The organism is Streptomyces bungoensis, assembly GCF_001514215.1.
Lineage (GTDB): Bacteria > Actinomycetota > Actinomycetes > Streptomycetales > Streptomycetaceae > Streptomyces > Streptomyces bungoensis.
Genome location: NZ_KQ948851.1, coordinates 541,372 through 567,204, shown reverse-complemented (window position 1 = coordinate 567,204; position 25,833 = coordinate 541,372). Strand labels below are relative to the sequence as shown.

The 25,833-nt window shown below is 68.8% G+C and carries 21 protein-coding genes and 2 pseudogenes; 7 read left to right on the top strand and 16 right to left on the bottom strand.

What is annotated here, in order from left to right; genetic code table 11:
• Nucleotides 1-676: 676 nt before the first annotated feature.
• The 4 genes and pseudogenes from AQJ66_RS02215 to AQJ66_RS02200 all read right to left on the bottom strand — a co-directional run.
• Nucleotides 677-931: pseudogene (locus AQJ66_RS02215) on the bottom strand (ATP-binding protein); the annotation flags it as partial.
• Between the two features lie 21 nt (nt 932-952).
• Nucleotides 953-1,690, bottom strand: a complete 738-nt coding sequence (locus tag AQJ66_RS36850; protein WP_159052524.1) for a SpoIIE family protein phosphatase — start codon at nt 1,688-1,690, stop codon at nt 953-955.
• Entirely contained in the window at nt 1,687-1,887 is a 201-nt protein-coding gene (locus AQJ66_RS38740) for a hypothetical protein (protein ID WP_061915538.1), read from the bottom strand. Before AQJ66_RS38740 ends, AQJ66_RS36850 begins: the two co-directional genes overlap by 4 nt.
• Nucleotides 1,888-2,437: 550 nt before the next feature.
• Nucleotides 2,438-3,175 (bottom strand): flavodoxin family protein, encoded by a 738-nt coding sequence (locus AQJ66_RS02200; RefSeq protein WP_061915535.1) that lies wholly within the window; start codon nt 3,173-3,175, stop codon nt 2,438-2,440.
• 176 nt (nt 3,176-3,351) lie between these two features.
• On the opposite strand from AQJ66_RS02200, the gene AQJ66_RS02195 reads away from it, so the two are divergent.
• A complete protein-coding gene (locus tag AQJ66_RS02195) occupies nt 3,352-5,043 on the top strand; it encodes an acetolactate synthase large subunit (RefSeq protein WP_061915532.1) in 1,692 nt (563 codons plus the stop codon).
• Between the two features lie 376 nt (nt 5,044-5,419).
• Nucleotides 5,420-6,334, top strand: coding sequence for an NADP-dependent oxidoreductase (locus AQJ66_RS02190; protein ID WP_061915528.1), 915 nt, complete (start codon nt 5,420-5,422; stop codon nt 6,332-6,334).
• 154 nt (nt 6,335-6,488) lie between these two features.
• Here AQJ66_RS02190 and AQJ66_RS39630 read toward each other — a convergent pair whose 3' ends face one another.
• Nucleotides 6,489-7,007, bottom strand: coding sequence for a hypothetical protein (locus tag AQJ66_RS39630; RefSeq protein WP_208611258.1), 519 nt, complete (start codon nt 7,005-7,007; stop codon nt 6,489-6,491).
• Nucleotides 7,008-7,407: 400 nt separating this feature from the next.
• Between AQJ66_RS39630 and AQJ66_RS02175 the strand changes: the two genes are divergently transcribed.
• Nucleotides 7,408-7,938 carry a hypothetical protein gene (locus AQJ66_RS02175; protein WP_244162714.1) on the top strand — a complete coding sequence of 177 codons (531 nt, stop codon included), beginning with the start codon at nt 7,408-7,410 and terminating at the stop codon, nt 7,936-7,938.
• 278 nt (nt 7,939-8,216) lie between these two features.
• On the top strand, nt 8,217-8,981 hold the full coding sequence (locus tag AQJ66_RS02170; RefSeq protein ID WP_061915519.1) for a DUF4142 domain-containing protein: 765 nt from the start codon (nt 8,217-8,219) through the stop codon (nt 8,979-8,981).
• Nucleotides 8,982-9,340: 359 nt separating this feature from the next.
• On the opposite strand, the gene AQJ66_RS02165 is transcribed toward AQJ66_RS02170, so the two are convergent.
• The 11 genes and pseudogenes from AQJ66_RS02165 to AQJ66_RS02115 form a co-directional block, all read right to left on the bottom strand.
• Entirely contained in the window at nt 9,341-10,009 is a 669-nt protein-coding gene (locus tag AQJ66_RS02165) for a class I SAM-dependent methyltransferase (protein ID WP_061915516.1), read from the bottom strand.
• A complete protein-coding gene (locus AQJ66_RS02160) occupies nt 10,006-10,509 on the bottom strand; it encodes a hypothetical protein (protein ID WP_061915513.1) in 504 nt (167 codons plus the stop codon). The genes AQJ66_RS02165 and AQJ66_RS02160 overlap by 4 nt, the downstream gene beginning before the upstream one ends.
• 2 nt (nt 10,510-10,511) lie before the next feature.
• Nucleotides 10,512-11,798, bottom strand: coding sequence for a molybdopterin-dependent oxidoreductase (locus AQJ66_RS02155; protein ID WP_061915510.1), 1,287 nt, complete (start codon nt 11,796-11,798; stop codon nt 10,512-10,514).
• Between the two features lie 701 nt (nt 11,799-12,499).
• Nucleotides 12,500-12,793 carry an IS110 family transposase gene (locus AQJ66_RS02150; RefSeq protein ID WP_159052522.1) on the bottom strand — a complete coding sequence of 98 codons (294 nt, stop codon included), beginning with the start codon at nt 12,791-12,793 and terminating at the stop codon, nt 12,500-12,502.
• Nucleotides 12,794-13,372: 579 nt separating this feature from the next.
• Nucleotides 13,373-15,811, bottom strand: coding sequence for an ATP-binding SpoIIE family protein phosphatase (locus AQJ66_RS02145; protein ID WP_061915505.1), 2,439 nt, complete (start codon nt 15,809-15,811; stop codon nt 13,373-13,375).
• Nucleotides 15,812-15,878: 67 nt separating this feature from the next.
• Nucleotides 15,879-18,341 carry a SpoIIE family protein phosphatase gene (locus AQJ66_RS02140; RefSeq protein ID WP_061915502.1) on the bottom strand — a complete coding sequence of 821 codons (2,463 nt, stop codon included), beginning with the start codon at nt 18,339-18,341 and terminating at the stop codon, nt 15,879-15,881.
• Nucleotides 18,342-18,969: 628 nt separating this feature from the next.
• Nucleotides 18,970-19,230, bottom strand: a pseudogene (locus tag AQJ66_RS02135) (DUF308 domain-containing protein); the annotation flags it as partial.
• A gap of 221 nt (nt 19,231-19,451) precedes the next feature.
• On the bottom strand, nt 19,452-20,495 hold the full coding sequence (locus AQJ66_RS02130; protein ID WP_061915499.1) for an NAD(P)-dependent alcohol dehydrogenase: 1,044 nt from the start codon (nt 20,493-20,495) through the stop codon (nt 19,452-19,454).
• A 23-nt stretch (nt 20,496-20,518) separates the two neighbouring features.
• Complete coding sequence (locus AQJ66_RS02125) at nt 20,519-21,793, bottom strand: cytochrome P450 (RefSeq protein ID WP_061915496.1); 1,275 nt, start codon at nt 21,791-21,793, stop codon at nt 20,519-20,521.
• Between the two features lie 51 nt (nt 21,794-21,844).
• Nucleotides 21,845-23,248: an NAD(P)/FAD-dependent oxidoreductase gene (locus AQJ66_RS02120; protein WP_061915493.1), complete on the bottom strand. Its 1,404-nt coding sequence runs from the start codon at nt 23,246-23,248 to the stop codon at nt 21,845-21,847.
• Nucleotides 23,245-23,463 carry a ferredoxin gene (locus AQJ66_RS02115; protein ID WP_061915490.1) on the bottom strand — a complete coding sequence of 73 codons (219 nt, stop codon included), beginning with the start codon at nt 23,461-23,463 and terminating at the stop codon, nt 23,245-23,247. Before AQJ66_RS02115 ends, AQJ66_RS02120 begins: the two co-directional genes overlap by 4 nt.
• Before the next feature lie 678 nt (nt 23,464-24,141).
• On the opposite strand from AQJ66_RS02115, the gene AQJ66_RS02110 reads away from it, so the two are divergent.
• The 3 genes from AQJ66_RS02110 to AQJ66_RS02100 all read left to right on the top strand — a co-directional run bounded on the left by AQJ66_RS02110 (nt 24,142) and on the right by AQJ66_RS02100 (nt 25,591).
• Complete coding sequence (locus AQJ66_RS02110; protein WP_061915487.1) at nt 24,142-24,555, top strand: hypothetical protein; 414 nt, start codon at nt 24,142-24,144, stop codon at nt 24,553-24,555.
• Nucleotides 24,556-24,798: 243 nt separating this feature from the next.
• Entirely contained in the window at nt 24,799-25,221 is a 423-nt protein-coding gene (locus tag AQJ66_RS02105; protein WP_061915484.1) for an SsgA family sporulation/cell division regulator, read from the top strand.
• Nucleotides 25,222-25,261: 40 nt separating this feature from the next.
• Complete coding sequence (locus tag AQJ66_RS02100) at nt 25,262-25,591, top strand: NIPSNAP family protein (RefSeq protein WP_061915480.1); 330 nt, start codon at nt 25,262-25,264, stop codon at nt 25,589-25,591.
• Nucleotides 25,592-25,833: the final 242 nt, after the last annotated feature.

Sequence of the window (25,833 nt, the reverse complement as noted above, 5' to 3'; positions counted from 1 at the left end):
GACCGGTGCTCTGACCGATCACTCGAGCCGTATGGTGGCACTGGCCGGCCATCTCCTGTATGACGCGCCGGGTCAGTACGTCTGACTCCTACGACAGGCCATGCGGGCCGCGCCATGACGCTCAGGGGTGCCGACCCGGCCGACGGCCGGTCCGGAGGGGTACCCCTGACCGGCCAACGGCCGGTCCGCCCCTCACTCGGCCTGCGCCCGCATCGCTGCCACATGCGGGTAATTTACGTAGCTCCTTGACCCGAGCTTTGCGCAGTGCAAAGAATGGAGAACACGGACACCGGCCGGCCGAGCCCCTGGATGCGTCGTCCTGGCTGGAGCACCAGCGACCATCCGGTCCCGGATGCGGCACTCTTGGACGAGTGTGGGCGGTTCCGCGCCGAGGCCGGCGGGGAGACACCGTTCCCACACCACTGCGGCTGAGCACAGTGCCATGTTTCAGAAGGTCAGCCATGAACGCGGAGCACGCCCGTTGCATCCCTTGCTCATTTCTCTGTCTCGACTGCAGACATGGCTGGGACGGCACGTACGACATCGACATGATCGTGGACGAGCGTGACAGGATCGCTCCCGTCTACCACCTCGACGGGAGGCAGTCGCCCCGCTGCCCCGCCTGCCAGAGCCATCAGATCCACATTGCACGGCGATGGCGGATCCGCCCGCCGGGCTAGCCGCTCGCGTCAGCCGCAATGACCTGCTCCGTCCAGGTGATCTTGCCGGTCTTGGTGTACCGCGTGCCCCAGCGGCGGGCCATGTGGGCCACGATCAGCAGGCCCCGTCCTCCCTCGTCGGTGGTCCGCGCGTGACGCAGGTGGGGCGAGATGCTGCTGGCATCGGAGACTTCGCAGATCAGGCCGCGGTCCCGGATAAGGCGCAGGCAGACCGGCCCGGTCGCATGGCGGATCGCGTTGATCACCAGTTCAGGGGACCTACATCGCGGCAATCAGGCACGGGAGTTCGATCCTTTCGGCATGGGCAGCCCGATCAAGAGCAGCGTCACATCGTCGTCATGCGTGGCCGTGGCCGGCAGGAGGGTCTTGATCAGAAGGTCTGCGGTCTGATCGAGGCTTTCCTGATCTGCGCGTACTCCTTTCAGCGCCGAGTCGAGCGTGCGGGCGAGGGTGTCGATCTGGGCCTCGATGTCGGTGCCGGGCCTTTCGACCAGTCCGTCGGTACAGATGGCCAGCGTGCTGCCCGGCGGCACCGGTTCCGTCGCCTGCCGGAACGGCACCACTGCGCCGCACGGATCGTTGACGCTCAGCGGGACTCCGACCGGGCGTCTTGAGCATCCGGGCGGGCCCACCGGGGGGGCAGGGCGATGACCGGGAGGTGTCCCGCCGAGCAGAGTGTGACCTCGTGGGTGCTCTGTCCATGCGGGCAGACGGGACGCGCTCGCGCACAGGGCTGCCACGCCCCCGGCCAGCAGTGCAGCAGCTGTGTTCGGTGCCATCCGGCCGGGCACCTCCGACGCCATCCGGGCGGTGTCGTCCTTGAAGAGAAGCTCATCGATACCCAGCGCCGCCCCGGTCGCGTACTCCACGGCGGTGAGTCCACCGATCACCACGGCCAGCGCTCCGGCCGCGCGGACCCCGACGGTCACCCACGGGGTGACACGGCGGCGAGCCACCAGAAACAGGGAGACACCGAGTGCCAGCAGAGCCACGGCGGTGTTCGCGTTCATGGCCGCATCGCCACCGGGCACACGCCTGAGCCGAAGATCCAGCCGACGAGACCCGACGCCCCCAGCACAGCGGCCGGCAGGGCGGCGCCCTGAGCCACCACGCGGGCAGCATCCAGGGCGGACTGCTGGTACGGCAAGTCCGCGGCCTGCGCTGCTTCGAGTGCGCCAGGCAACTCGGCCGTCTGCTCTTTTGCCACCGAACACTCGCCTATATGGGCAAACGAGTAGATCTACTCTCATACCCTAGGTAATTCGCACCCCCGCTGCCCTGGTCCGAACGTCCTCGTCCCTGCCTGATCGTGATGGGGTGCTGGCGCCGTCTTCCCTGTTCGTCGCCACGGCCCCACGACGAGACGGCCCGAGATGATCTGCGGTTGGCCAAACGACAAAGCGCCGCTACGGGGATCTCCCCCGATACCGATATGGCCGTCAATCAGCAGAACCGGCTGCCAGCCTTTCTCTGCCGGCAGCCGGTCGAGGAGCATCAGCCGAACACCGAGGTCAGCCCGAGCCCGCGGATCGGACTGCGCCCGAACTCCGGCCGGCACGGCCCCGGGGGCGGGGGCAGCAGCCGGAGGCGGTGCACCGCCCTCGGCCATGGACGGTCGCCCACACCACCGCAGCCGTCCCACCGGTCCGCACACGCTTGGGCCACTCCCGGGCACGCTTCGGGCCCGGTGCCCGACGCTGGGACCCGATGGGCGGGACCGAAACCGACGACCGCCCGCCGGTGTCCCCGGCATCACGTCACCGGTGTTCGGGGTTCTCGTAGTCGCGGCGGCAGCCGGCGTCCCAGGCGGTGCGCTGGTTGCCGTAGGCGGGAATGCCCCCGAGGTCCTTCAGTGCCCGGGCCAGGTGCAGCAGGTTCCAGGTCATGAAGGTGGTGTTGCGGTTGGTGAAGTCGTTCTCCGGGCCGCCCGAGCCGGGGTCGAGGTACGAGGGGCCGGGGCCCGCTTCGCCGATCCAGCCGGCGTCGGCCTGGGGCGGGATGGTGTAGCCCAGGTGCTGCAGGCTGTAGAGCACGTTCATGGCGCAGTGCTTGACGCCGTCCTCGTTGCCGGTGATCAGGCAGCCGCCGACGCGGCCGTAGTAGGCGTACTGGCCGGCGTCGTTGAGCAGACTGGAGCAGGCGTAGAGACGTTCGATCACCTGCTTCGTCACGGAGCTGTTGTCGCCCAGCCAGATGGGGCCGGCGAGCACGAGGATGTCGGCCGCGAGGACCTGCTGGTAGAGGTCCGGCCAGGCGTCCCTCTCCCAGCCGTGCTCTCTCATGTCGGGCCACACACCGGTGGCGATGTCGTGGTCCACCGCCCGGACGACATCGACCTGCACGCCCTGGGCGTCCATGATGGCAGCGCTGCGGTCGATCAACCCCTGGGTGTTGCTCGTCTCCGGTGAGCGTTTGAGGGTGCAGTTGATCACCAGAGCACGCAGGTCGTCGTACCGGGCCGGCGGTGCGTCGGTGGCGGGCGACGAAGCGGTCACATGAGCCTCCCGGGGTTCTGCCGCCGCTCTGTGAAAGGCGGCTCGTTCTCACTTCGCCAGCGTGCGGTCCGACCGCGGCACACGCCACCACAACACCTCCAAACGGCCACAGCGGTCCACCCCCGGTCGGCGGCGGACGAGTGGCCCGGGCACGCAGGTGTACCTACGTTCGCCTCATGAGCACCGAAGGCGCGACCGAGTCGCGGAACACGGCAGCAGCGGACGACGTCGCACACCTGCTGGTGCGCTGTCTGCGAGCCGAAGGCGTCGAGTACGTCTTCGGGATTCCCGGCGAGGAGAACATCCGCTTCGTCGACGCTCTGAGCGGCTCCGGGATCCGGTACATCCTGGTGCGCCACGAGCAGGCCGCCTCGTTCATGGCGGAGATCTACGGGCGGCTGACCGGCCGGGCCGGGGTGTGTTCGGCCACGCTGGGCCCCGGCGCGATCAATCTGCTGCTCGGCACCGCCGATGCCACGACCAACAGCGCACCGCTGGTGGCCCTTGCCGCCCAGGGCTCGCTGCGGCGCACCCACAAGGAGTCGCACCAGGTCATCGACCTGGTATCGATGTTCGCCCCCGTCACCCAGTGGGCGGCCCGCGTGGAGTGTCCCGACGCGGTGCCCGAGATGACACGCAAGGCTTTCAAGATCGCGCAGAGCGAGCGCCCCGGTGCCGTGTTCCTGGCCGTGCCCGAGGACATCGAAGCGGAGCGGCCCAACGGGCAGCCGGCGCCCCTGCAGATCGACACGGTGCACGCCGACGCGCCGTCACTCACCCAGGTCGCGCGGGCGGTCGAGGTGCTCACCACGGCACGGCGTCCTGTCGTGCTGGCAGGCCACGGCGCCGCGCGAGCCCGCGCCTCGGACGCTCTCGTGCGGTTCGCCGAGCGGTTGGACATCCCGGTCGCGACCACATTCCACGGCAAGGGTGTCTTCCCCGACGACCACCCGAACGCCCTCGGCGCGGTCGGCTTCATGCGCCACGACTACGGCAACTTCGGCTTCGACACCGCCGACGTGGTGATCTGCGTCGGCTACGAGATCCAGGAATTCGATCCCGCCAAGATCAACCCCGACGGCGACAAGCGCATCGTGCACGTGCACCGCTTCCCCTCCGAGGTGGACGTACATTACCCGGTCGCAGTGGGCATCGAGGGTGACCTGTCACAGGCGCTGGACGCACTCGCGGCAGCACTGCCCGAAGAACTCACCTACGACTCCGGAAGCACCGCGAAGATCCGTACGCTGCTCGACGACGAACTAGCCTACGGGCGGGACAACGACGCGTTCCCGCTGGTGCCCCAGCGTGTGGTGAGCGATGTCCGGACCGCCCTGGACCGCCACGACATCGTGCTCGCCGACACCGGCGCCGGGAAAATGTGGATGTCCCGCCTCTACCCCACCTACGAACCCGACACCTGCCTGGTCTCCAACGGCCTGTCCACCATGGGCTTCGCACTGCCGGGCGCCATCGCCGCCAAACTGGCCCGGCCCGACCGGCGCGTCCTGGCCATGATGGGCGACGGCTCCTTCCTGATGAACTCCCAGGAACTCGAAACCGCCGTCCGCGAACACATCCCCCTGGTCGTCCTCGTCCTGGTGGACGAGGAATACGGGCTGATCACCTGGAAGATGGAACTCGAACTCGGCCGCCACAGCCACACCCGGTTCACCAACCCCGACCTGGTCGCCTACGCCGAAAGCTTCGGCGCACACGGCTACCGGGTCGAGTCCGCCGACCAGCTGCTGCCGGTACTGCGCCGCGCCCTCGACGACGAAGGCGTCTCCGTGATCGCCTGCCCCGTCGACTACACCGAGAATCTGCGTCTGACCGATCGGCTCGGCAGCCTCAGCGGACCTTTCTAACCCGCCGGCCCAGGTTCTCGACACCACAAGCCGTCCAATTGCTAGGAGCACGAGAGGCCGCCGCAGGTCAGTAACAACGGCTAACGCCTGGAGTCGCTGCTGCCTCAGCGTGACTGACGCTTTCGCTACTCGAACACGATGACGTACTCCTCGACCCGACCCAAGATCCGGTGCAGATCCATTCCACCATTGGCCCGGTCAGCCACTCCTCACATGGACCACATGCCCGGGCCACTAGATGCATAGGCTCGACACCAATGCGGCTGAGACCACGGGCGACCTCTGCAGGGGATCCCGAGGTCGACACGTGCCCGGTTTGGATTTCCGGCCCGTACCTCCCGGTCGGCCGGACTGAGTAAGAGGACAAAGATCTGTTGTGAAGGCGTGCGGAGTATCCGGGGCCGGGAAGGAAGTCGCCCTGCTGGAGCTGTCCGAACCGTCATCTCCCGGGCCCGGTCAGATCCTGGTGGCGGTTGAGGCGGCCGGGGTCGGCCCGTGGGACGAACTGCTCAACGGTGCCGGCTGGGACGTGGGGCTGCGCCCCCCGGCGGCGCTGGGGGTGGAGGGCGCGGGCAAGGTGCTGGCCGTTGGTGCGGGTGTCACCGGGTTTGCCGTAGGCGACCGGGTGCTCGCGCACGAGGCCCCACTGCCCGGGGGTAGCGGCTTCTGGGCCGAACGCGTTCTGATCGAGGCGGATCACACGGCAGCCTGCCCACCCGGGCTGGACGCCGTGCACGCGGCGGCGCTGCCGGTCAACGGACTCACCGCCTGGCAGTCCCTGGAGAAGCTGGACCTCAGCCGAGGACAGCGGCTCCTGATCACCAACGGAGGCGGGGCCACCGGAGCCCTGGCCATCCAGCTCGCCGCGGCCCAAGGCATCGAGGTGACCGCGACCGCGTCTACTGCCGCCACAGAGCGCCTACTCGGTCTGGGAGCGAGGGAGGTCGTCGACTACCACGACCCGAATTGGCCGGCCAAGGTACGCGGCGGGTTCGACGCCGCACTCACCATCGCCACCGGCACGGCGGACGCCGCGCTGCCTTTGGTCCGGGACGGCGGTCGACTGTGCTCCCTGACCTCGGACGCGCCTGCGGAGGAACGAGGCATCACGAGTTGGGACCTCTACCTCGAGCCCAACGCCGCGCAGCTTGTCCAGTTGGCGGAGCAGGCCGCCGCGGGAACCTTGAAACTCGCACCGGAACCCCTGCCGCTGAGCGAGGGACCGGCCGCGTTCGCCCGAGTGGTCACCGGACGGGCCGGCGGCAAGAAGATCGTGCTCACCCCAGCATGACCCGACCGGGCACCGCCCGATCCCGATGCTGGACCACGGTGCCCGCCGGGCGCGATGGAGAAGTCCTCAGGCCGAGGGCGGGCGACCGAGGAGGCGCTGTCAAAGTTTGCTCCCTCCAGGGCCGCGCCACTGCCGCCACGGCAGGACGTCACCCTCACCGCCATACTTGACGTTCATCGCCCGGGAAACCGTCGTGTGCTGTCCACGGGTCCACCCAGTGGATGGCGTCGTCGCGCGGCTTGAGCAAGCAACGTGGTCCCCCAGAGGACTCTGGGCCGTCGGCTTTCCCGAAGCGTCGATGCCACCGCAAGGCGTCCAGGCTCTGCCACGACTCCCCAAGTTCGATCTGCTCCTGAGTGAGCCCGGTCTCCTTGGCCAGCTCCTTTGGGCTGATCCTCCCACGGTGAGCCTCGATCGCACGGCCGATCTTGCCTGCCCACAGCTCGGCATCCACGAACGGCCGCTGTCTGTACACGTCGACCAGCGCATCCAAATGTTCGCGTGAACACGCCGTCAGACACCGTTTGCCATCCAATTTCGGATCATGCCCATGGATCACCGAGGAATCAGGCACCAACGCGTGGACCTCGGCCTGCCCCGAGATCGCTTCCCCGCATAGATCACACAGTTCTGGCGGGACAGCACGCGCGCCCGGTTCACCTCTATCGGTCACCTACCCTTCCTACCTCACCACGACCGCTGAGCTTTACGACCCTTTGGCCTCGACAGCCGAACCTGGAAGTTGCCTTCGCCCGACTCCCCCCGCAGCAGCGCCACGTCCCCCGCCATCAGCGAGTCGGGATTTTCGGCGTGCGCGGGGCACGGCCTACCGCGTACCTCGCCGTCCGGCTGCGTCACCTTGATCATCAGGCGGCCATTCAGGGCCAGCTCTCACCCTTCCTTGGGCGTGGCAGTGATCAGAATCGGTAATCGAGCGCTCGCGGTGCCGCGGAATCGCCGATGGGGGCCCGCCGCAAATTGCGGCACGAGGCCACACCGTGGAGTCACAGCAACGCGGAACGTCCGAGGGGGTGCTGAGTCGCCGGGCCAAATGACGTTGGCATACTGCAAAGATGGCTGGCACAGCACCGCGCATCCACATCCTTCTGGCCGCCTCGCTGTCCGTGGCACTCGTCTTCCTGACCACGGGCTGCGCGAACGGCTCCTCCGCCCCCACCTCTGACTCGACTCGACCGGTCACGAGCAGTACGGCCGTTCCTGGCCGTGTACATGTGGTCGTCACCGGCGAGGTCGACCTGACGATCACGGATGCCGTCGCGCATCTGGACCGTTCCGGTGACGGCTCACTCCACATGACCGTACGAAACGACGACGACGCCCCCGAACACCTTGGCATGGTCGCGACCCCCGGTGGGAAACGCGGGGAACTGGTCGGAGGGAAGTCAGCCGAGGGCGACGGCTCACCGTCCACCGCCGGCATTCTGGTGACGAGCGGGACCAGTGTGACCTTCGGCAGCGCCGACGGACCACGCGTCCCGCTCCATCACGTGCACGGTGTCAGCACGCGACAGACATTGCCGGTGGCCCTGCAGTTCGGCGTGGCCGGACTGGTTCGGTTCCAGGCGCGGGTCTCCTCGCCCTGAGCGAGCCGGCCGGTCCGGTCGTCCGGTCGGTACCGCCGGTAGTACCCGCGAAGGCCGCGTTCAGCGCCTGGAGTTCTTCGCCGCGCTCGGTGGGGTGGCGGCCGGGAGGCACAGTGAGCGGCTGGGCGATCCGGTCCAGGCCGTAACCCGCCGCGGTTCCCCGGCCGACTCCTTAGGTCCTATTTGGCATCATGCAATCTTTACTTAGGGCAAAGGTTCTCTTGCATTGCGGTCTGCGTATCCCGGATGACGACCACCCGTCCGCCCTGGGAGGCACCATGCCCGTCTCACGCAACGCGATCGGAACCGCCGCCGTTGGCGGCGCCTTGGTCCTGACCCTTGCCGCGCTCATCTACCCGAGCATGCTGGGCATTCAGAACACCGCTTCGAACCAGTCCCGCATCATCGCCAACACCCAGTGGGGACCGCTCACCGAAGCCGACCGGAACTTCGTCGTCTTCGTGCGCTCCGCCGGGCTGTGGGAAGGCCCCTCCGGGCAACTGGCCATGCAGAGGGGGACGACCGCGGCCGTGCGCGAGGCCGGGCGGCACTTGGTCATCGGGCATGCCGCGCTCGACGCCAGCTGCCGCAGGATCGCCCCCGAGCTGAACATCACCATCCCCAACCAGCCCACACCCCAGCAGCAGGGCTTCCTTGCGACGTTCCAGTCAGACCGGGGCAAGCAGTTCGACACCGACTTCGCCAACACCCTGCGCATGACCCACGGTTCGATCTTCAACACCATCGCCAAGATCCGCTCCACCACGGAGAACACTCTCGTGCGGGCCCTCGCCGACCAGGCCAACGACGTGGTCCTGGACCACATCACACAGATGGAGAAGACCGGACTGGTCAACTTCGACCAGGTGAACTTCCAGGAGACGACCCCGCCCAAGCTCCCCGCAGCCCAGGTCACACCACCGGTGCCGCAGCCGGGCGCGCCCGTCGTGGCCCTCACGGTGCCCCTCGGGCTGTCGACCGAGGGGGTACCGACAGGCCCCGCCACGGAACCCTCACCCACGGCTTCCCCAACTGCGGGATGACCCGGCGTGCAGGAACACACGCACCTCCTGGAGACCGACCGCTCATGCGCCAGGACTACTGTCCGTAGCACGATCGGAACCTGGCCAGCGGGGCATCCACGGCCAAGCTGCCGCCCTCGTCCACTCGAGCACGCGCCGCATGCGGACCACGTCCTGCGATCCGTCCCCCGTCATCGTCGGAAGCATTGGGGATCGTTCACTGAGTTCGGCCGCGACCTCCATGTGGCTCCGCCGGCCTTTGGAAGCAGCAGGGAGTTCGCGCTGTCGAAGGACTCGACGTCGCGTCGAGAGGCGCCCCCGGCTCCAGTTCGTTCCTCCGCGCTCTCGCCCTGGCGTCAGGGGCTCGCCTCCGCACAGGGTCAGATGCCGATCCGCGCGTGCATGAGGGTGGCGAAGCGGCGGTGCCCGCTCGTCCACTGGTCGGTGACGTCGAAGGCAAGGTCCTCAGCGATCCTGTGGACCGCTTGCAGCCCCAGCAGCGCCCACGGAAAGGACGGCCCACAGCGACCATGAGGGCCCTCGTACCGAACGGCCGAGCACTCTTCGACGTCTTCAGGCTCGGCCTCGATGACGAGGCGTCCAGTCGGGGCCAGGAGCCCGCCACAGCGGCGCAGCAGGCCGTAAGGATCACCTCCGATACCGATGTTGCCGTCGATGAGCAGAATCGTCTGCCAGGCCCTCTCGGCCGGCAGCCGGTCGAAGACCGACCGGCACAGTGCCAGTCCGCCTTGGGCGCAGGTCAGCGCGACCGCGCGGGGCGCGATGTCCACTCCCAGGGCGAAGACGCCCCGGCTCAGAAGTTCCCTGCACAACCGCCCCGGTCCGCAACCGACATCGAGAACGGGGCCGACACACCGCTCCAGCACGGTCTCGTCGTCCGCCGTGGGTGGTTCATGCCAGCGGCGCACCGGCATCCGGATCCGGCGACCGTTCGCCAACCGCAGGAACACCGGAGCCCAGGCCGGACGCAGAACCAGCGCATAAGGATCCTCCTCCACGCCGTACTGCCCGCCCTCGTCGGTTGTCATGGTGTGGGGCCATGGTCCGTGACCGGCCGGCTCTCGTCGCCTCGGCCGGCCCGCCGGGCGCGGCGCAGTCTGAGCGCGAAGGCCGCTGCCGAGGCGGCGAAGAGCGCACCGGTGATGGCCAGCCACCGACCGAGGTAGACCGTGTCGGACAGGCCGGTGTCTCCGCTGTATCGGGCCGCCATCCGGAAGACGAGGGGGAACCAGACCAGCAGGAGCAGACCCGACAGGAAGGCGGGGACGCGCAGGTGATTGATCCACGGGACTGTCGGCCCGCAAGCAGAGCGGTGGCGCAGCACGGAGAGGGCCGACAGATCGGCCAGCGAGTACAGGGGCAGCAGGATCAGGTCGTGGAGGATCGCTGCTCCGAGGAACCAGATCGCCACCGCGAGCGGCTGAACGGCGAACAGGCGCACCATGACGTAGCCGGTGAGGGCGAACGAGGCGATCAGGACCAGTAGATGCAGGGGGCCGGAGCCGTACCAGCGGACGAATCGTGCCATGGTCACGCCCTGAAGGTGAGTCGGCCGACCCACTTGGTGTTGTTCACGCCGGGGTTGGCCGGGACGATGACTCGGGCCGGGTAGCCGTGGTCGAGCGAAAGGTCCGCGCCGTTGACCCGGAGGGCGAGCAACGACCGGGGATCGCGGATCTGGTTGCCCCGCAGCACCACTTTGGTGAAGGGGCCCGGCGGTTGGACGGACTCGACCAGGACGCTTCCGGCGTCGGGCATACCAGCCAGGGCAGCGAGATCGGCCAGTCGTAGGCCGCTCCAGTGCTGGTCCTCGGTGGACCATCCCTCCACACAGGCGATCGGCAGTGCGGCGGTGTGCTGGAGCATCGCCAGGAGCTGCTCACGGGTGAGGACCAGACCCGGGCCGCGGCCATGGATCTCCAGCCGCCAGTCGGTGCCGACCAGCTGGGGAGTGACACCCACGGCCGCCGCCGTCTTGTTGATCTGGAAGGCGTTCGGGCCGCTGCCGGGGTTGCGGTTGTGTGGAGCGAGGAGCGCGGTGGCGCGCAGCCGGCCGCCGATGCTCTGTCCCGCGGTCACGACGAGAAGGAGCAGTGATCCCGCGCCGACCATGCCCAGCGCGCCGCGCCGTGTCATCGTCGGCGCGGCGGAGGAAACCGGCACCAGGCCGTCCGGATCCGGGGGTTCGGGCAGGGTGTGGGCGAGACCGGTGCGCAGTTCGGCACCCAGACTGCGCGAGCGCAGGGCCCGGGTCATCCGGCCGAGTCTGAGGGACACGTGGACGACGAACGCGGCGATGAACACCCAGGCGCCGTAGAAGTGCAGGCGGTAGAACGAGCCGGGGAAGACGTAGTAGAGCTGGATGTTGAGGATGCCGGTGACGAACTCGAAGATGACACCGCCGACCAGCATCAGCAGGGACAGCCGCTCCAGACCGTGGGCGACGGACCGCACGGGCAGCCATTCGAAGAGCTTCGGGATGACCGACCACAGCTTGGCCAGCAGGACCGGAACGAGTACCACGCCCAGGGTCACGTGGACGCCCTGGAGCAGCCGGTAGAGCCAGTACGGTTGCGTGGGCCAGCTGAAGAGATAAAAGCCCAGAATGCCCTTGTCCGGGGTCTCGTCGTTGAAGGGACTCAGGCCCGGGTTGTAGGACGCGTAAGAGAGCAGTCCGGTGACGAACAGCAACGGAATGCCGATCAGCAGGACGAGGCCGAACACCGACGTCAGCCAGGGCCCGCGGATCGGACTGCGCCAGAACTCCGGCCGGAAAGGACCCGGTGGCGCAGGCAGCCGCCCGACACGCCCAGCCATCGCACGGCACCGCGCACCGCCCGCCGCCACGGCAGCGGCCACGGCGCCCCGCATGCGCTCAAGCCGTTTCGGCGCCGGTCTCTCTTCGGGTCCGCGGCGTGGCGTTCCGCCAGGGGAAGCCGAACCCGGCGGCCGTCCGCCACGTGCCATCGACCGTCTCCTCCAGTCCTCGGTCTGTGCTCGCCAACGCTCGTCTCAAGGCAAGCCGGACACATACAAGCTGGCACAGGTCGGGAAGTTGTCCGGGTCCGAGGCGCGAGTAGGCGTCCATCGCCAACCGAACGGCGGAGCCGCTACCTCGGCCATCTGCCCCTCCCCCCTCGTGGCCGCTGCACCCTTGTGGCCGCTGCACCCTCGTCGGAGCGGCGCCTCCCTGTTCAGCCAGTCGCTCAGGTGCGTCACGACGGACACGTTCTGGGCACACGGGGGAAAGGTGGGCGCCGACCGCGCGCCCGCCGGCGTCAGCTGGACCCAGGGTCGTGGCGATCTGTGTGACGGTGCGGCGCGTGTTCCCGCTGCCGCCGGAACGATTGGCCGCTTACGCCATGGGCTGGCACCACGACGCCGAGTCGCCCAAAGGGATCCGAACCGTCGAGCTGCCGCGGCCCGCGCGGCAACCTGGCCCGTATCCGTGTCCGAGGAGTGCCCAGCGGCCTTTGCGCCTTGATCGCCGCCCCACGGAGTCGCGACCTGTGTAGTGCCTACTCCACGTCCACCTGGATCTGCTGGGTCAGCGGGTAGCGGGACAGGCCCGCGCCGAAGGTACCGGTGCCCTCCACACCGGCCCGGCGCACCGTCCCCCGCTTGCGGGCCCACACGAGCAGCCGACGGTAGCCAACGGCCTTCGCCGGAAAGGACTCTGTGCTCAGGACCTTGCCCAGCGGGGAGACCACGGCGGCGACGTGAACCTCGCCGTGCGTGTCCACGCCCAGGACGACCTCACTCCGATTGGGCGGATCCGTGCTGGAAGAGGTACTGCGCTCTCTGGTCGTCATGGTGGTTCGCCTCCCACGTGGTGACGTGCTGGGTGGATGGCACCGGCCCGCTCGGGCGGTCTGAACCGTGATGGCGCCTGGAACTCGGCATGGCCCCTATTGGGACACGCCCTGTGGCTCGGTGACAGCAGGAGCCGTCCCGCAACGACGGTCGACAAGCCTGTGACTGGACACTTCGGTCAAAGATCTCAAGAGTCAGACCCCCGTCCGGGACGGCATCGCGCAACCGTCCCATCGATCCCGGCGCATCGGCACGTCCCGACCACAGCCGGATGGCTTCGCCCGAACCAATGCCCAACCTGGCCGGAGCAGGCTGAGAATGAGTTGACTCCCCGCCCACTCGTGACCGGCAATGGCGGACAGCCGTCTGGGCCGCCTTACGGTCGCCCTCCATCGACCATCTCTCGGAGCGTCAAACGAGCGTCACAGTCCGGCCTGCCCGCACTTCCACAGACCGCGCTGAATGGAAGGCTCCACTGGACCGGCGATCTCAGGAGTCAGACCCCACCGTAGGACAGCACCCACCTGGTGTTCTCTGTCCATCCGGCTTGCAGCCGCGTCAGCCGGCTCCGGGCGTGATCAGTGGGCGCGCGCGATGGGCTGTTCGGACCAGATGGTCTTGCGGTTCTGGCCATGGCGGCAGCCCCAGCGCTCGGCGAGTTGGGCAATGAGGAACAGTCCGCGTCCACCCTCGTCGGTGGTGCGAGCGCGGCGCAGACGGGGTTGGGAGGTATTGGAGTCGGTGACCTCGCAGACCAGAACGTGGTGGCGGATCAGTCGCAGCTCCGCCGGCGGACGACCGTGGCGGATCGCGTTGGTGACCAGTTCACTGACGATGAGCTCGGTGGGGAAGAGGAGGTCGTCCAACCCCCATGCGGTGAGGTGGCGGGTCGCCCATGCCCGAGCGTCCGAGACGGCAGCCGGATCAGCCGGTATCCGCCAGCGAGCGGTGTCGTTGGCGGGTACTGCGCGGGTGCGTGCCAGCAGCAGGGTCGCGTCGTCACGTGGTGCTTCGTCCACCAGCTGGTCGAGGAGGATCCTGCCGGTCTCCTCCAGAGCGCGGCCCGGGCGGCAGGAGGTGGCGAGGGCATCGGTCAGCCGCTGGAGCCCGTCGCAAACGTCGTGCGCGGCTTGCTGGACCAGGCCGTCGGTGTAGAGCGCGAGGACGCTGCCCGGCTCGACGTCGATCGTGGTTGTCTCGTACGGCATGCCGCAGACGGCGAGGGGCGGCCCCGGGACTATGTCGACGGCTTCGGCACTCCCGTCGGGCCGCACGAGCACCGGCGGCGGGTGCCCGGCACTGGCCATGGCGCAGCGTCGGGTGACCGGGTCGTAGACCGCGTACAGACAGGTGGCGCCCATGACGTCGTGGTCGCCAGGGGGTGCTTCCGCCGCGAGGCGCTGGACCAGGTCGGCGAGACGCGTGAGCAACTCGTCCGGCTCCAGTTCGAGGTCGGCGAGGGTCTGGATGGCAGCGCGCAGACGGCCCATGGTGGCACTGGCGGGTATGCCGCGGCCGATCACGTCTCCGGCGACGAGGGCCAGCCGGAGAGCGGGCAGGGGTATGGCGTCGTACCAGTCGCCGCTGGTGCCACCCCCACGGTCTGTGGGCAGGTAGACGCCGGCGGTCTCGGCTGCCGGAGTGTCGGTCGTGGCCGGGGGAAGGAGTCTTTGCTGCAGGGCCACGGCCGCTCTGTACTCGCGCGTGTAGCGACGGGCGTTGTCGATGGCGAGTGCTCCCCGTGAGGCGATCTGCCTCATGAGATCCACCTCGTCCGCGGTGAACGATTCGGAGGGACCGGTGCGCCAGACCACGATCGCTCCGAGGGTGAGGCCGCGGGCGTGCAGCGGTGCCACCATCACCGCCTGTATGTCGTGCGGGAGGAACTGCTCGGCCGAATGTGGACCGCCGATCAGGGCGATGTAGTCGTCCCGGTGGTAGACGACCGTCTCGCCGTGCTGGAAGCGGCGCAGAAGGGGGTGGTCGGACAGGGATGGGACGAGGTTTCCGCGCTGGATACCGGGCGGCCAGTCCGCGGTGGCCGGCGCCAGGGCCGCGTTGCGCAGATGCGGGTCTCCGCCCCCCAGCCGCTCGGCGGGTTCGTCACCGTCGAAGACGGCGTCCGCAAGGTCGACTGCTGCGAGATCACCGAAGGTGGGTACAAGGGCGTCCGCAAGATCGTGGGCGGTCCGCACGACATCCAGGGAGCCCCCAACCCGCTCGGCGACCGCGTGGGCGAGATCCAGCTGTCGGCGGGCACGCAGTTGGTCGGTGTCGTCTATGTACAGGGCTGCGACTCCTGCGGGGCGTCCTCGCGTGTCCTCCAGTCGGAAGGCGGACAGCGACAGCGCGTGCCGCCGCGCCGGATGGTGTCGCCAGCTCACTCGCTGGTTCCTGTGGATCACCGGGGCGCCCGTCTCGAGCACCTGCCGCAGTACCGCCTCGATGCTCTCGGCGTCTTCGGCGCACAGCACGTCGCCCAGTCGGGCGCCGGGCTGTATGGGACGGCCGTCGGGAGTGTCCGGCATGGCGTTCGTCTGCACGGTGGTGAGATCCGTGTCGTGCAGGGCGATCGTGATCCGGTTCTGTGCGGACAGTGCGCGCAGGAGGGCTGCGCCGTGCCGGTGGTCGGCGACGTGAGGAGTGGGGGCCGCGAGCACGAGGAAGTCCGCCGAGCCGCTCACCCGTGTGGTCCGGAATGTGACGTCGATCGTGTTGCCGCACTGGTGACGCAGTCGTACCCGGCCGGTCGCCGGCACGTGTGCGGCCCTGCGCGGGTCGTGCGGGAGGTCGGCCACGAGCTCCCGCACGGGGCGGCCGTGGACCTCGTCGGCGCAGAACCCGGTCAGGTCCTGTGCTGTGCCGGTCCACCCCACCACCGTGCCCCGATCGTCGAGCACGGCGGCGGCCAGACCGTCGAAGGCGGGCGGCCGGCCGCCGGGGCCGGCGCCGGAGACGCTCGTCGCACCTCGAAAGGCGCCTGCCGGGTCGGCGTTTTCAACATCCGATGGGTCCATGTCTCTGGCTTTCATTACGAGGTTCCGCGACTACGGCAGAAGGGGATCCTGTGGCGGCTGTCGGCGCTCAGCGGGCACCTGTTGGGGATGGCAGGTCCTGTTCGGCCCAGACGACTTTGCCGTCTGTTACAGAGCGGAAACCGCACCTGCGCGACAGCCGACCGACCAGGTGAAGGCCGCGGCCGTGCTCGTCGAGATTGCCGGGATGGCGGGAGCGTGGCTGAGCGGTGCTGGTGTCGGAGACTTCGCAGGTAAGCACCCGGTGCTGGATGAGCCGTAGGCGGATCGGGCCGTCGCCGTGGCGGATCGCATTGGTGACCAGTTCACTGACGAGCGACTCCACGGCCGTCACCAGCGGCTCCAGACCCCATTCACGGAGTTGACGGGCGGCCAGACGCCGGGCCGTCGGGACGGTGACGAGTTCGTGCGGCAGATCCCAGGAGGCGACCTGGGCGGGTGGCAGGGCGCGCGTCCGCGCAAGGAGCAAGGTGACGTCGTCGGCCGGTGCCTGCGCCGACAAGGTCTCCATCGCCCGCGAGCACAGGTCCTCCAGGGCGGCACCGGGCTGTGCCAGGGCGGCGCCCAGACGCCGTAGGCCGACGTCGATGTCCTCGCCGCGGGACTCCACCAGGCCGTCGGAGTAGAGGACGAGTACGCTTCCTTCGGGCAGTTCCAGTTCCACGGACTCGAAAGGCACCAGGCCGAGACCGAGGCCGAGCGGGGCTCCGGCCGGCAGGTCGGGGACGGTGACCCCGCCCTGCGCGTCGACGACCAGGGGCGGCGGATGCCCGGCCCGTGCCAGCGTGCACCGTCGGGAGACCGGGTCGTAGACGGCGTACAGACAGGTGGCACCGACGACCGCGGGAAGCCGGTCGGTGTCATCGGCGTCCTCGTCGTTCAGTCGCCGGACCGTGTCGTCGAGGTGCGCCAGCAGTTCGTCCGGGGGCAGGTCGAGGTCCGCGAGCGTGCGCACGGCGGTCCTCAACCTGCCCATGGTCGCCGCGGCGTTGATGCCGTGTCCCACCACATCGCCGACAACCAGGGCCACTCGTGCGCCGGACAGCTCGATCACGTCGAACCAGTCGCCCCCTACACCGTGGTCCATGTCGGCGGGCACATAGCGCGAGGCGACCTCGACGGCAGCACCGCCCTGCACCCGGTGAGGGAGCAGGTCGCGTTGCAGCGTGAGAGCGGCGGTGCGCTCGCGCGCGTACTGGAGCGCGTTCTCCAAACAGAGCGCGGCCCGGGTGACCAACTCCTCGGCGAGGAGCAGGTCGTCCTCCTGGAACGGCGTCTGTTCCGTGGAACGGCCGAACAGCGCCAGTCCCAGCACGCAGCGCCGCGCGCGGATGGGTACGACCATCAAGGAGTGGACGCCGCTGTCGCGTACCTTCTGCGCACGCGTCGGATCGTGGTCGACCCAGGGACCGGCATGGGTGTCCAGCACCGGTTCCAGGTGAGACCTGCCCGTGCGCAGGACGGCGGCGAACGACGAGGTCGGGGGGACGTGGATCACCTCTTCACGCACCGCCGGCATCTCCAGGACACCCTGGTCGACGGAGGCCACCCCGGCACGGCGCAACACAGGGCGGCGTCCGCTCGTCTTGCCGATCCGTGCGGCGGGCTCGAGTCCGAACGGAACCGACTCCACCAGGTCGACGACGGCGTGGTCGGCCAGCAGGGGCACGGTGAGCTCTGCCAGTTCCTGGGCGGTCCGCATCACGTCGAGGGAGCTGCCGATGTGCGTGCTCGCCTCGCTGAGGATGGCGAGGCGCTCGCGCGCCCGCTTGTTTCCGGTGACATCCACGGTCATGGAGCACACGCCCAGCGGCGTGCCGTCCGCGCCCTGGAGACAGAAGAAGGAGGCGGAGAACGCGTGCTCGCGGGGGCGGTCCGCAGGCGGCCACGCACGGTACTCGTGCACCGTCGTCGTGCCGCTCTGCAGCACCTGTCGCATCACCACCTCGAGCGCTTCGGCCTCGACGGCGGGCAGTGAGTCCTTCAGACCGCGCCCGAAGCGTCGGTGACGAGGCACGCCGTCGTGCCGCTCCATGGCGTCGTTCACCCAGACGCAGCGCAGCTGCACGTCATAAACGACGATGCCGATCGGGGCTCGGGCAAGGAGCGACTCCCGCACCGGTCCCCCGGTCGCCCCCGAGGACAGGGAACCTACGTCCGTCACGGACGCCAGCCACCGGGTGTCGTCGCCCTGTCCCCGTAGCAGCGAGACCCGCAGCGTCATCCTGAGCGTGTGGCCGTCGCGGTGGCTTATCGCGACAGTGCCGGACCAGCCGCCGCGCTCACGGCACTGCTCGGAGAACGCCGAAGCCCTCCGTGCGTCCTCGGGAGGCGGCAGCACGTGTACGGCGGACCGGCCCACGACCTCCCCGGCCGTATAGCCGACGAGCTGCTGGGCGGCGTGCGTCCACCCCACGACGATGCCCTCGGCATCCATCATCGCTATCGCGGCGTCGGGCACCTCAGGGAGGCTCACCGGCTCGGCGAGGAGGGTGTGGTCAATGTTGGTCATTCGCGGTCCATCCCGTCGGTGCGGAAGTAGGAGCGTCGGCCTGTAGCCCGGCGACCCTGTGTGCAGCGGTGGTGAACGGCGATGTCCCGGTGACCGGCACACGGTGGGGTATGTGTCGTATCAGAGCAAATTGCCCATTCCTGATGAAATCATCAGATGTAATGGCTTGGACGTCAAGACCTTCACAGGTGATCGAAAAATCAGGCGCGTGGGCTCCAGCTCGCGGCTCTACAGGTGAACGGACGGGCAGCGGGTTCCGCGGAGCATGCACGGCGGGTGGGAGCGGCTCCCCAAGGCTCAGACCACCCGCCGGATGGCGGCCCACCCTGGCGGTCGCCCGGCAGACCGGGCGCCGGGACGATGCCGGGGAACCCATACCCGTAGTGCCCGAGGGCTGATGCGGCACCGCACGGGACTCGGCAGGCTGACGGCTTCGCCGTCCAGCCCGGCGGGGAGGGCCGGGACGTCGGCGTAGACGACGACGTCGTCAGGCGTGGCGGGACGGGTGGGGCCGCGCGGTTGTCCGCTGCGCAGCCTCGTGGCTGTTTCGGCGGGCGCCTCTGCCCTGGCGGCCGGCACTCCCAGGAGACCGGAGTCGAGGTGTGCCCGCCTGCCCGGCCCGGCCGGGTCGAAGATGCCGGGGCACGTGGGTACCGAAGGCGGCGGCGAGCTGGAAGACACCGGTGGCCAACAGGTAGACGCCGAAGAGCACGCCGACGACGCGCAGCGTCTCGCCCGGCCAGACCAGGGCGATGGTGGCGAGGCCCATGGTGAGCAGGATCTGCCAGCCCACGTTCGCCAGGGCGGCGATGCCTACGGCCGCAGGACCCTCTTGTGGCTCGGTGCCACGTGGCGGAACGGAACCAGGGGAATCGGAAGGAGATGTCATGGCACCTACCTCCTTCTGTGAGCAGCGTGGTCACGTCACTACATGTTTCATCGTCATCCGACCAGCCTCATGCCGCTCGATGGGGAGCTCGAGGGTCCGTGGCGCATGAGGTAGTCCGAGCAAGCCCCTTCGTCCTGCGGAAGCAGGGGCGTTTTCGCCGGACCCCGCGGATGACGGCGGCCAGACACAATCGCGGTGTCCGTTCGCGTTGAAGACCGCATTCACCCGTGGGGGGTGATGACGGCACGCCCTTGAATCCTGCCGTCGTGCAGGAGCTGGTAAGCCTCGTTCGCGCGTTGCAGGGGGAAGTGCTCGACCAGCACCTCGATCTTCTCCTGCTGGGCGAGCGTGATCACTTCCATCAGTTCGGTGAGGGAGCCCCAGTAGGGCGAGGCGACCGAGCACTCGTGCGGCGGGCTGGAGAAGTCGACGGGCAGGGCTCCGCCACCGAGGCCGACAATGGTCAGGTGGCCGAGCATCCTGGCCACCTGAGCAGCCATCCGCAGGGTCGGGTCTATGCCGACCGTGTCCAGCACGAGCTGAGCGCCCTGCCGCGCCGTCATATCCCTGATGCGCGCGATCGCCTCGTCGCCCGGGAGCAGAGCCTCCTCGGCGCCCAAGCGCTGGGCGGTCTCCAGCTTGCCGACGTCGGTGTCCACAGCGACGACGGTGGTCGCCGCGCTGAGCGCGCGCAGAATCTGGATGGTCATCTGGCCCAGACCGCCGGCGCCGATCACGACCGCGGTCGAGCCCGGTCCCAGCAGGTGCAGCGACCGTTTCACAGCGTGATAGCCGGTCAGTCCGGCGTCGCTGAGCGGGGCGGCCTGACGGGGGTCGAGGGCGCCGAGCGGAATCAGGTAGCGCGCCGCCGGGACCAACAAATACTCGGCCATGCCGCCGTCGTGACCGCCTCTCAGACCCGGGCCCTCACCACCGAGGTTCTGGCAGTAGTTTTCCCTGCCCTCACGGCAGTTGGCGCACCCTCCGCAGCCCCAGGCGCCGTAGACGATCACAGGGTCCCCGGGCGCGAAGCCAGTGACGCCCGGTCCCAGCTGCTCCACCCACCCGGCGTTCTCGTGGCCGAGTGTGAAGGGAAGGTTCGTGAAGCCGGGCAGCGGTCCGGGTGCCTGCATGATGTGCAGATCGGAGTGGCAGGCACCGGCACCTGCGACCTTCACCAGGACCTGGCCAGGGCCGGGCCCGGGTACCGGCACCTCGCGCAGCTCTGGCGGTTGCCGCCAGCCGACGAGTTGAAAAGCCCGCATGGCGATCCTTTACGCGATTCTGGTCAGTCGCGGATGCCGTCGATGTCGACCAGGACGTGACGCGGGCCGCGGAAGATCTGGTTGTGCCGGTACGGCGGCGGGTCCTCGACGAGCCGGGGGTTCCGCACCCGGCGGACGAACTCGCCGACCGCGATCTGGACCTCGAGTCGCGCGAGCGGGGCGCCGAAGCAGAAGTGGATGCCCTGGCTGAATCCGAGGTGCTGGTTGTCGCGGCGTTCGAGGTCGAGTTCGTCGGGGTCGGTGAACCGTTCCGGGTCGCGGTTCGCCGAGCCGTAGGCGAGGAAGATCGGCGCCCCCTTCGGGATGGTCGTGCCGGCGATGTCGATGTCCTCCACGGCGGATCGGGTGTGCCAGAACTGGACCGACGACTCGAAGCGCAGCAGCTCCTCCACCCCGGGCACGATGAGCTCGGGCCGGCGACGCAGCTTCTCGAGCGCGTCCGGGTGGCGCAGCAGGGTGAGCACGCTGTGGGCGATGAGGTTGACCGTGGTCTCGTGTCCCGCGAAGATCAGGAGCAGGGCGTTGCTCGCGAGGACGCCCTTGGACATGTGTCCCTCCGGACCGTCCTCGTTCACCATCGCCGAGAGCATGCCCGGGCCGGGCTGCCGGGCGTACCGGTCCAGCAGATCCGCTGCGAACTGCCCGAACTCCGCCACGGCCCGCCGCCCCCCGGCCAACCGGTTCTGCATCTCTTCGGAGGCGGCCTCGGGGCCGAAGTCCAAAGCGTCCAGGGCCGTCTCGATCCACCGGTGGAAGCGCGACTCGTCCTCCAGCGGCACGCCCAGAACCTTGCAGATCACCGTCACCGGCAGGGGGTAGGCGAAGTCGTCGACGGCATCGATCCGGGTCTTGCCCCGCATGTCGTCCAGGAGCCCGGCCACGATGCGGCGGATCTCGGGTTCCAGGTCGGAGATCAGGTGAGGGGAACGGGGAGGGCCGACGAAATGCGGCGTCATCATCCGGCGATCTCGATCGTGCTCGGGTGGATCCTGGGTGATGATGTTCGGCTCCAAAGAGACGACCGCCTCCGAGATCGGCTCCGCCTCCGCCTCCACCGCTCCCTCGGCCTGGGCCGCGGCCGGGGCGGGGCACTTGCGTGGATCCGAGCTGACCCGGGGGTCGTGCAGCAGCGTGACGATCTCCCGGTAGGTGCTGACGACGTAGGTTCCGTCCGGCTGCCGCGCCACCGGTGTCTTGCGGAGTTCCTCGTAGAAGGGGTACGGGTTGGCGCGGTTGGCGTAGCGGAGGGCCTGCTGCCAGGGGGTTTCCTCGACCACGAGGCTTCCCTCCCTCTTCTCTAGTCGATGCTGTCCGCCCCGACGCGCGCGTCAGTGGCGGCGCGGCCGGAACTCGGCCGTCCGCTCGCTCGGGTCGTGGCCGGTCAGGACGACGTCGGGGATCGCAGTGGGGACCCTTGGGTCCGGGAACTCTGCCGGCATCGGTTTCGTGTCGGCGGGCTGGTCCCAGCCCACCGGTGGAGGCGGGAATGGCCCTGAGTGCTCGATCAACTTCCCGTAGTACTCCAGCCACTTGCCGTGATCGAAGGCGACGGCGGCGACGATGCGACCCCGGTGACCGTAGGCGGCAGCGAAACGGCACTCCTCGATCGATCCTTGGGTGAAGACGATCTGGTCACCGAACGGCGGCACGCCGACGGACTTGATGTTCACGCCGAACTGACCGGACCAGAAGCCGGGAAGCAGCAGATGCGGACGATAGTGGGGCTCCAGGTTCACCATGTTGTGCGCCGCGACCTCGGCGCCGAACACGGCGTTGTCCCAGTGCTCCATCGCCAGGAACTGGTACTCGTACAGCACATGCGGCGCACGCGCCACGTCACCTGCCACGTAGATGCTGTCGGTGACCACACCATTGATGTCGAAGGCCCGGCCACCGGCGTCGCACCCCACGCCCCAGAAACCGGCCGCCAGCCCCGCACCCTCCAGCCATTCCACGTTGCGGATCGACCCCAGGGAGGCCACCACCACATCGGCGTCGACGGCGGTTCCGTCCGACAGATGGACACGCCGCACGTGTCCGCCGGAGTCACCCTCCAATGACGACACGCCGAGACCGCAGCGCAGGTCCACACCGTGATCGCGCTGCATCCGCGCGGCGATCTCCCCGATCACCCCGCCGAGCGCGCCGACCAGCGGTGCCGAACCCCGCTCGACGACGGTCACCGGGAGGCCGAGTTCGCGGCAGACAGAGGCCACTTCCGAGCCGATGAACCCGGCGCCGATGACCAGGACCCGCGACGGCGGCTCAGCCAGCGCCTTCTGCAACTGCGCGGCGTCATCACGCGAGCGGATCGTGTGGACCCCCTGCAGGGCGGCCTCGGTCGGGTTCGGCCACTGCCGTGCGCGGGTGCCCGTGGCGATCAGCAACCGGTCGTACGGAACCTGCTCACCGTCGGCCAGACGCACCCGCTTGGTGACCCGGTCCAGCCCGATCGCGGCCACCCCGAGCCGCCACTGCGCGTCCACTTCTCGCATGCGGGGCAGCTTGGTGTGGTCGGCCGGCACCCAGCCCTTGAGTACCTGCTTGGACAGCGGGGGACGGTCGTAGGGCTCGTACGGCTCGTCCCCGATGATGGTCAAAGAACCGGTGAAGCCCTCCTCGCGCAGAGCCTCCGCGGCCCGCAGCCCGGCGAGAGAGGCACCCACGATGACGATCCGCCCGTTGGCCCGGAACTCGTGCACCAGCTCCGCGACCGTTGCCCGCAAGGTCATGACGCCTCGCCCCGCTTCGCGCCGTCCAAGCGGTCGATCACGATCGCCTGCACCGGGCATGCCGCAGCCGCTCGCTCGACCTGCAGGAGCCGCTCGTCGTCGGGGTTCGGCTCGTAGGTGAGCGCCTCCTGGCCGCTCAACCTGAAGACCTCGTGCGCCAGGTACACGCATTGCGCGTATCCCTGGCACCGATTCAGGTCCACGACGATCCGCATGGGCAGACTCCTTCCGCTCCGACTCCGCCCCACGGCGACCATCGACCCGGTCATGCAGCCTCGGTCGTGAAGCAACGGGCCGGTTTCTCAACCCTCCCGTCAGGGCGACGGGGCCGGAAGCCCCATCCGTCGCCCCGGCCGGGCCACCGAATGAGCAGGTTCGGTCCTGTTCGCTGCGCCGCTTCCTTCACGGTGACGCTTGTCGGCTGTGAGCGTGGGTGTAACCAGACGGGGGCGCTGCATCGACGGTGTCGGCATCAGGGGGTGCCCCGGTCATCACGCCCTAAAAAAATACTCGTCCCGCCTTCTGACGATCGCAAACCCGCCGCTGCGGCGTACTGGATGCATCCGTGACTTCGAGCCCTCACTCCGCGGGCTACGGCGATCTCCGGGCCGGTGAAGCCACCGATCACCACTGCCGCGGCCAAGGCAAGGAAGGCCGGCGTGCGGAGTGGGCCGGCGACAAGCGGCTCGCGCTGAAGAGCGACATCTTTGGCGCTTGTACCAGCCGGTCAACGGTTACCTTCGTCACTTCGACATTTCCATACGACGTATGGTAACAATGAAAGCGCGCTTCCATACGACGTATGGAACTGCTCGCTCGGACCACACCGCGCGTAGAACATCGCCTGGCAGAACCGCCGTTGGCGCAGATCACCCCCTCGGGAAGGAAAGATCATGAACAAGCTCGCGAAGCGCATCGCCCTCACTGCCTCCTCCGTCGCGGTCGCCGGTGCCGCCGTCCTCGGTGCGGGTGGCGCTGCTTCGGCCGCGTCCCTTGCGTCCGCGCACGCCCAGCACCCGACCGACGGGGCCGTGACCGCTGACTACAGCTGGGACCACGGTGTCGGCTACCTGCTCGAGCGGGGCTACTCCTGCGACGAGACCCGCGGCTGGCACCAGGACCACCACGGCATCGATGCGACCCGGCACGACTGCGACGGTCTCTACTACCGCGATGGTCACTTCTACCGCTGGGAGGGCGAGGGACACGGCTGGACGTCCGCCAGCTCCCACCGCCACGACAGCAACCGCTGCGAGCACGACGGCGGGGGCAGGCACCACCATGACCTGAGCCGCGACGACCGGTGAGACGGATCTCGGCCATGAGCGCAAGCAGTTCCCCTCGGCCCCGTCCCTGCCGGCGGCGGGGACCCCTCTGGCGGTCGGGGGCGGCGTCCCCGACCGCCGGCCGAGTGAGTGCAGCGCCACTCATCATGCGGTGCGCCGGCGCCGTCCGGTGCCCGCGCCCTGCTGCACCGCCTCCGCCCGCGCCGCCTTTTCGCCACAGGCCGGTGTGAGGCACCGCCAGGCCATACACAGGAGCCGAAGCCGATGAAGAAGTCCTTGAAAGCCGTAGAACGGCGGGTGGCCGTGCAACTGGTCGTCTCGCACGCCTACTCATTGCCCCTCTGCGTACGTCTGCGCTACAAGCCCGCTGATCCCTATGTCGTCCGTGCCGCCTTCTTCGTCGACTGTGACGAGCCGGTCGAATGGGTCCTGGGGCGGGATCTTCTGGCTGGCGGTCTGGAGGGTTCCGCAGGCCACGCGGACGTCCGGATCTGGTCGGCCGCAGGGCGGGGTGACGAGTCGATCTACATCGCCCTCGGGTCTTCCGCGGGCACCGCCCTGCTCGAGGTGCCCGTGCAGGACGTCTCGTCCTTCCTCGAGGACACGGAGGCTCTGGTGCCACGGGGTACCGAGTCCGGACTCATCGACTGGGATGCCGAACTGGCACACCTCCTCCCCCAAGGCTGACCGCCGACCATCCATGCTCAGAAGTAAAGGAACCAGTGTCATGTCCCAGTACCAGCTTCGCGTCTACACCCTGCGCAGCTCCGACGCGCTCTCCGCCTACGAGAAGATCTGGGCCCAGCACATTCCCGGTATGGCCAAGCACCGGATCACCACCCACGGCGTCTGGACGGTGCCCGAGGCGCCCGGGAACGAGACCCCTCGGCTGTACGCCCTCGTTTCCTACAAGGACGCCGACGACGTGCGGGAGCGGCTGGAGGCATACCTGTCGAGTGCTGAATTCCGCGCGGACATGGAGGGCTTCGACATCAGCCAGATCGTCGGCCTCGACGAGACCCTGCTGACGCCCACCGTGGACTCACCTTTGCGCTGACGGTCGGCCCGCGACGAGTGACGCGGCCAGAAGGGCCGGTATCCGGCGGCCCTGCGATGGTGGTTCCGGTGTCTTCGATGGCGACCCACCAGTGGTGGCCCTTGCCGGCATCGATACCGACCCATAAGCAGGGCACCTGTGTCGTCTCCTCGGACTCGGACGTGCCGTTCCGGTCCAAGGACACCCCGCCGTCAGCGCCGTAAACGGCGGCCGATTCGCACATTTCAGTCTGCTCCTGCGGG

What these genes read in the sequence shown, in the direction of transcription:
- AQJ66_RS02195 (WP_061915532.1), top strand. Translation starts at nt 3,352, where the DNA reads ATGAGCACCGAAGGCGCGACCGAGTCGCGGAACACGGCAGCAGCGGAC.
- AQJ66_RS02145 (WP_061915505.1), bottom strand. Translation starts at nt 15,811, where the DNA reads ATGGACCCATCGGATGTTGAAAACGCCGACCCGGCAGGCGCCTTTCGA.
- AQJ66_RS02105 (WP_061915484.1), top strand. Translation starts at nt 24,799, where the DNA reads ATGAAGAAGTCCTTGAAAGCCGTAGAACGGCGGGTGGCCGTGCAACTG.
- AQJ66_RS02150 (WP_159052522.1), bottom strand. Translation starts at nt 12,793, where the DNA reads ATGACGACCAGAGAGCGCAGTACCTCTTCCAGCACGGATCCGCCCAAT.
- AQJ66_RS02170 (WP_061915519.1), top strand. Translation starts at nt 8,217, where the DNA reads ATGCCCGTCTCACGCAACGCGATCGGAACCGCCGCCGTTGGCGGCGCC.
- AQJ66_RS02130 (WP_061915499.1), bottom strand. Translation starts at nt 20,495, where the DNA reads ATGCGGGCTTTTCAACTCGTCGGCTGGCGGCAACCGCCAGAGCTGCGC.
- AQJ66_RS02175 (WP_244162714.1), top strand. Translation starts at nt 7,408, where the DNA reads ATGGCTGGCACAGCACCGCGCATCCACATCCTTCTGGCCGCCTCGCTG.
- AQJ66_RS02115 (WP_061915490.1), bottom strand. Translation starts at nt 23,463, where the DNA reads ATGCGGATCGTCGTGGACCTGAATCGGTGCCAGGGATACGCGCAATGC.
- AQJ66_RS02140 (WP_061915502.1), bottom strand. Translation starts at nt 18,341, where the DNA reads ATGACCAACATTGACCACACCCTCCTCGCCGAGCCGGTGAGCCTCCCT.
- AQJ66_RS02165 (WP_061915516.1), bottom strand. Translation starts at nt 10,009, where the DNA reads ATGACAACCGACGAGGGCGGGCAGTACGGCGTGGAGGAGGATCCTTAT.
- AQJ66_RS02155 (WP_061915510.1), bottom strand. Translation starts at nt 11,798, where the DNA reads ATGGCTGGGCGTGTCGGGCGGCTGCCTGCGCCACCGGGTCCTTTCCGG.
- AQJ66_RS02120 (WP_061915493.1), bottom strand. Translation starts at nt 23,248, where the DNA reads ATGACCTTGCGGGCAACGGTCGCGGAGCTGGTGCACGAGTTCCGGGCC.
- AQJ66_RS02110 (WP_061915487.1), top strand. Translation starts at nt 24,142, where the DNA reads ATGAACAAGCTCGCGAAGCGCATCGCCCTCACTGCCTCCTCCGTCGCG.
- AQJ66_RS02160 (WP_061915513.1), bottom strand. Translation starts at nt 10,509, where the DNA reads ATGGCACGATTCGTCCGCTGGTACGGCTCCGGCCCCCTGCATCTACTG.
- AQJ66_RS36850 (WP_159052524.1), bottom strand. Translation starts at nt 1,690, where the DNA reads ATGAACGCGAACACCGCCGTGGCTCTGCTGGCACTCGGTGTCTCCCTG.
- AQJ66_RS02100 (WP_061915480.1), top strand. Translation starts at nt 25,262, where the DNA reads ATGTCCCAGTACCAGCTTCGCGTCTACACCCTGCGCAGCTCCGACGCG.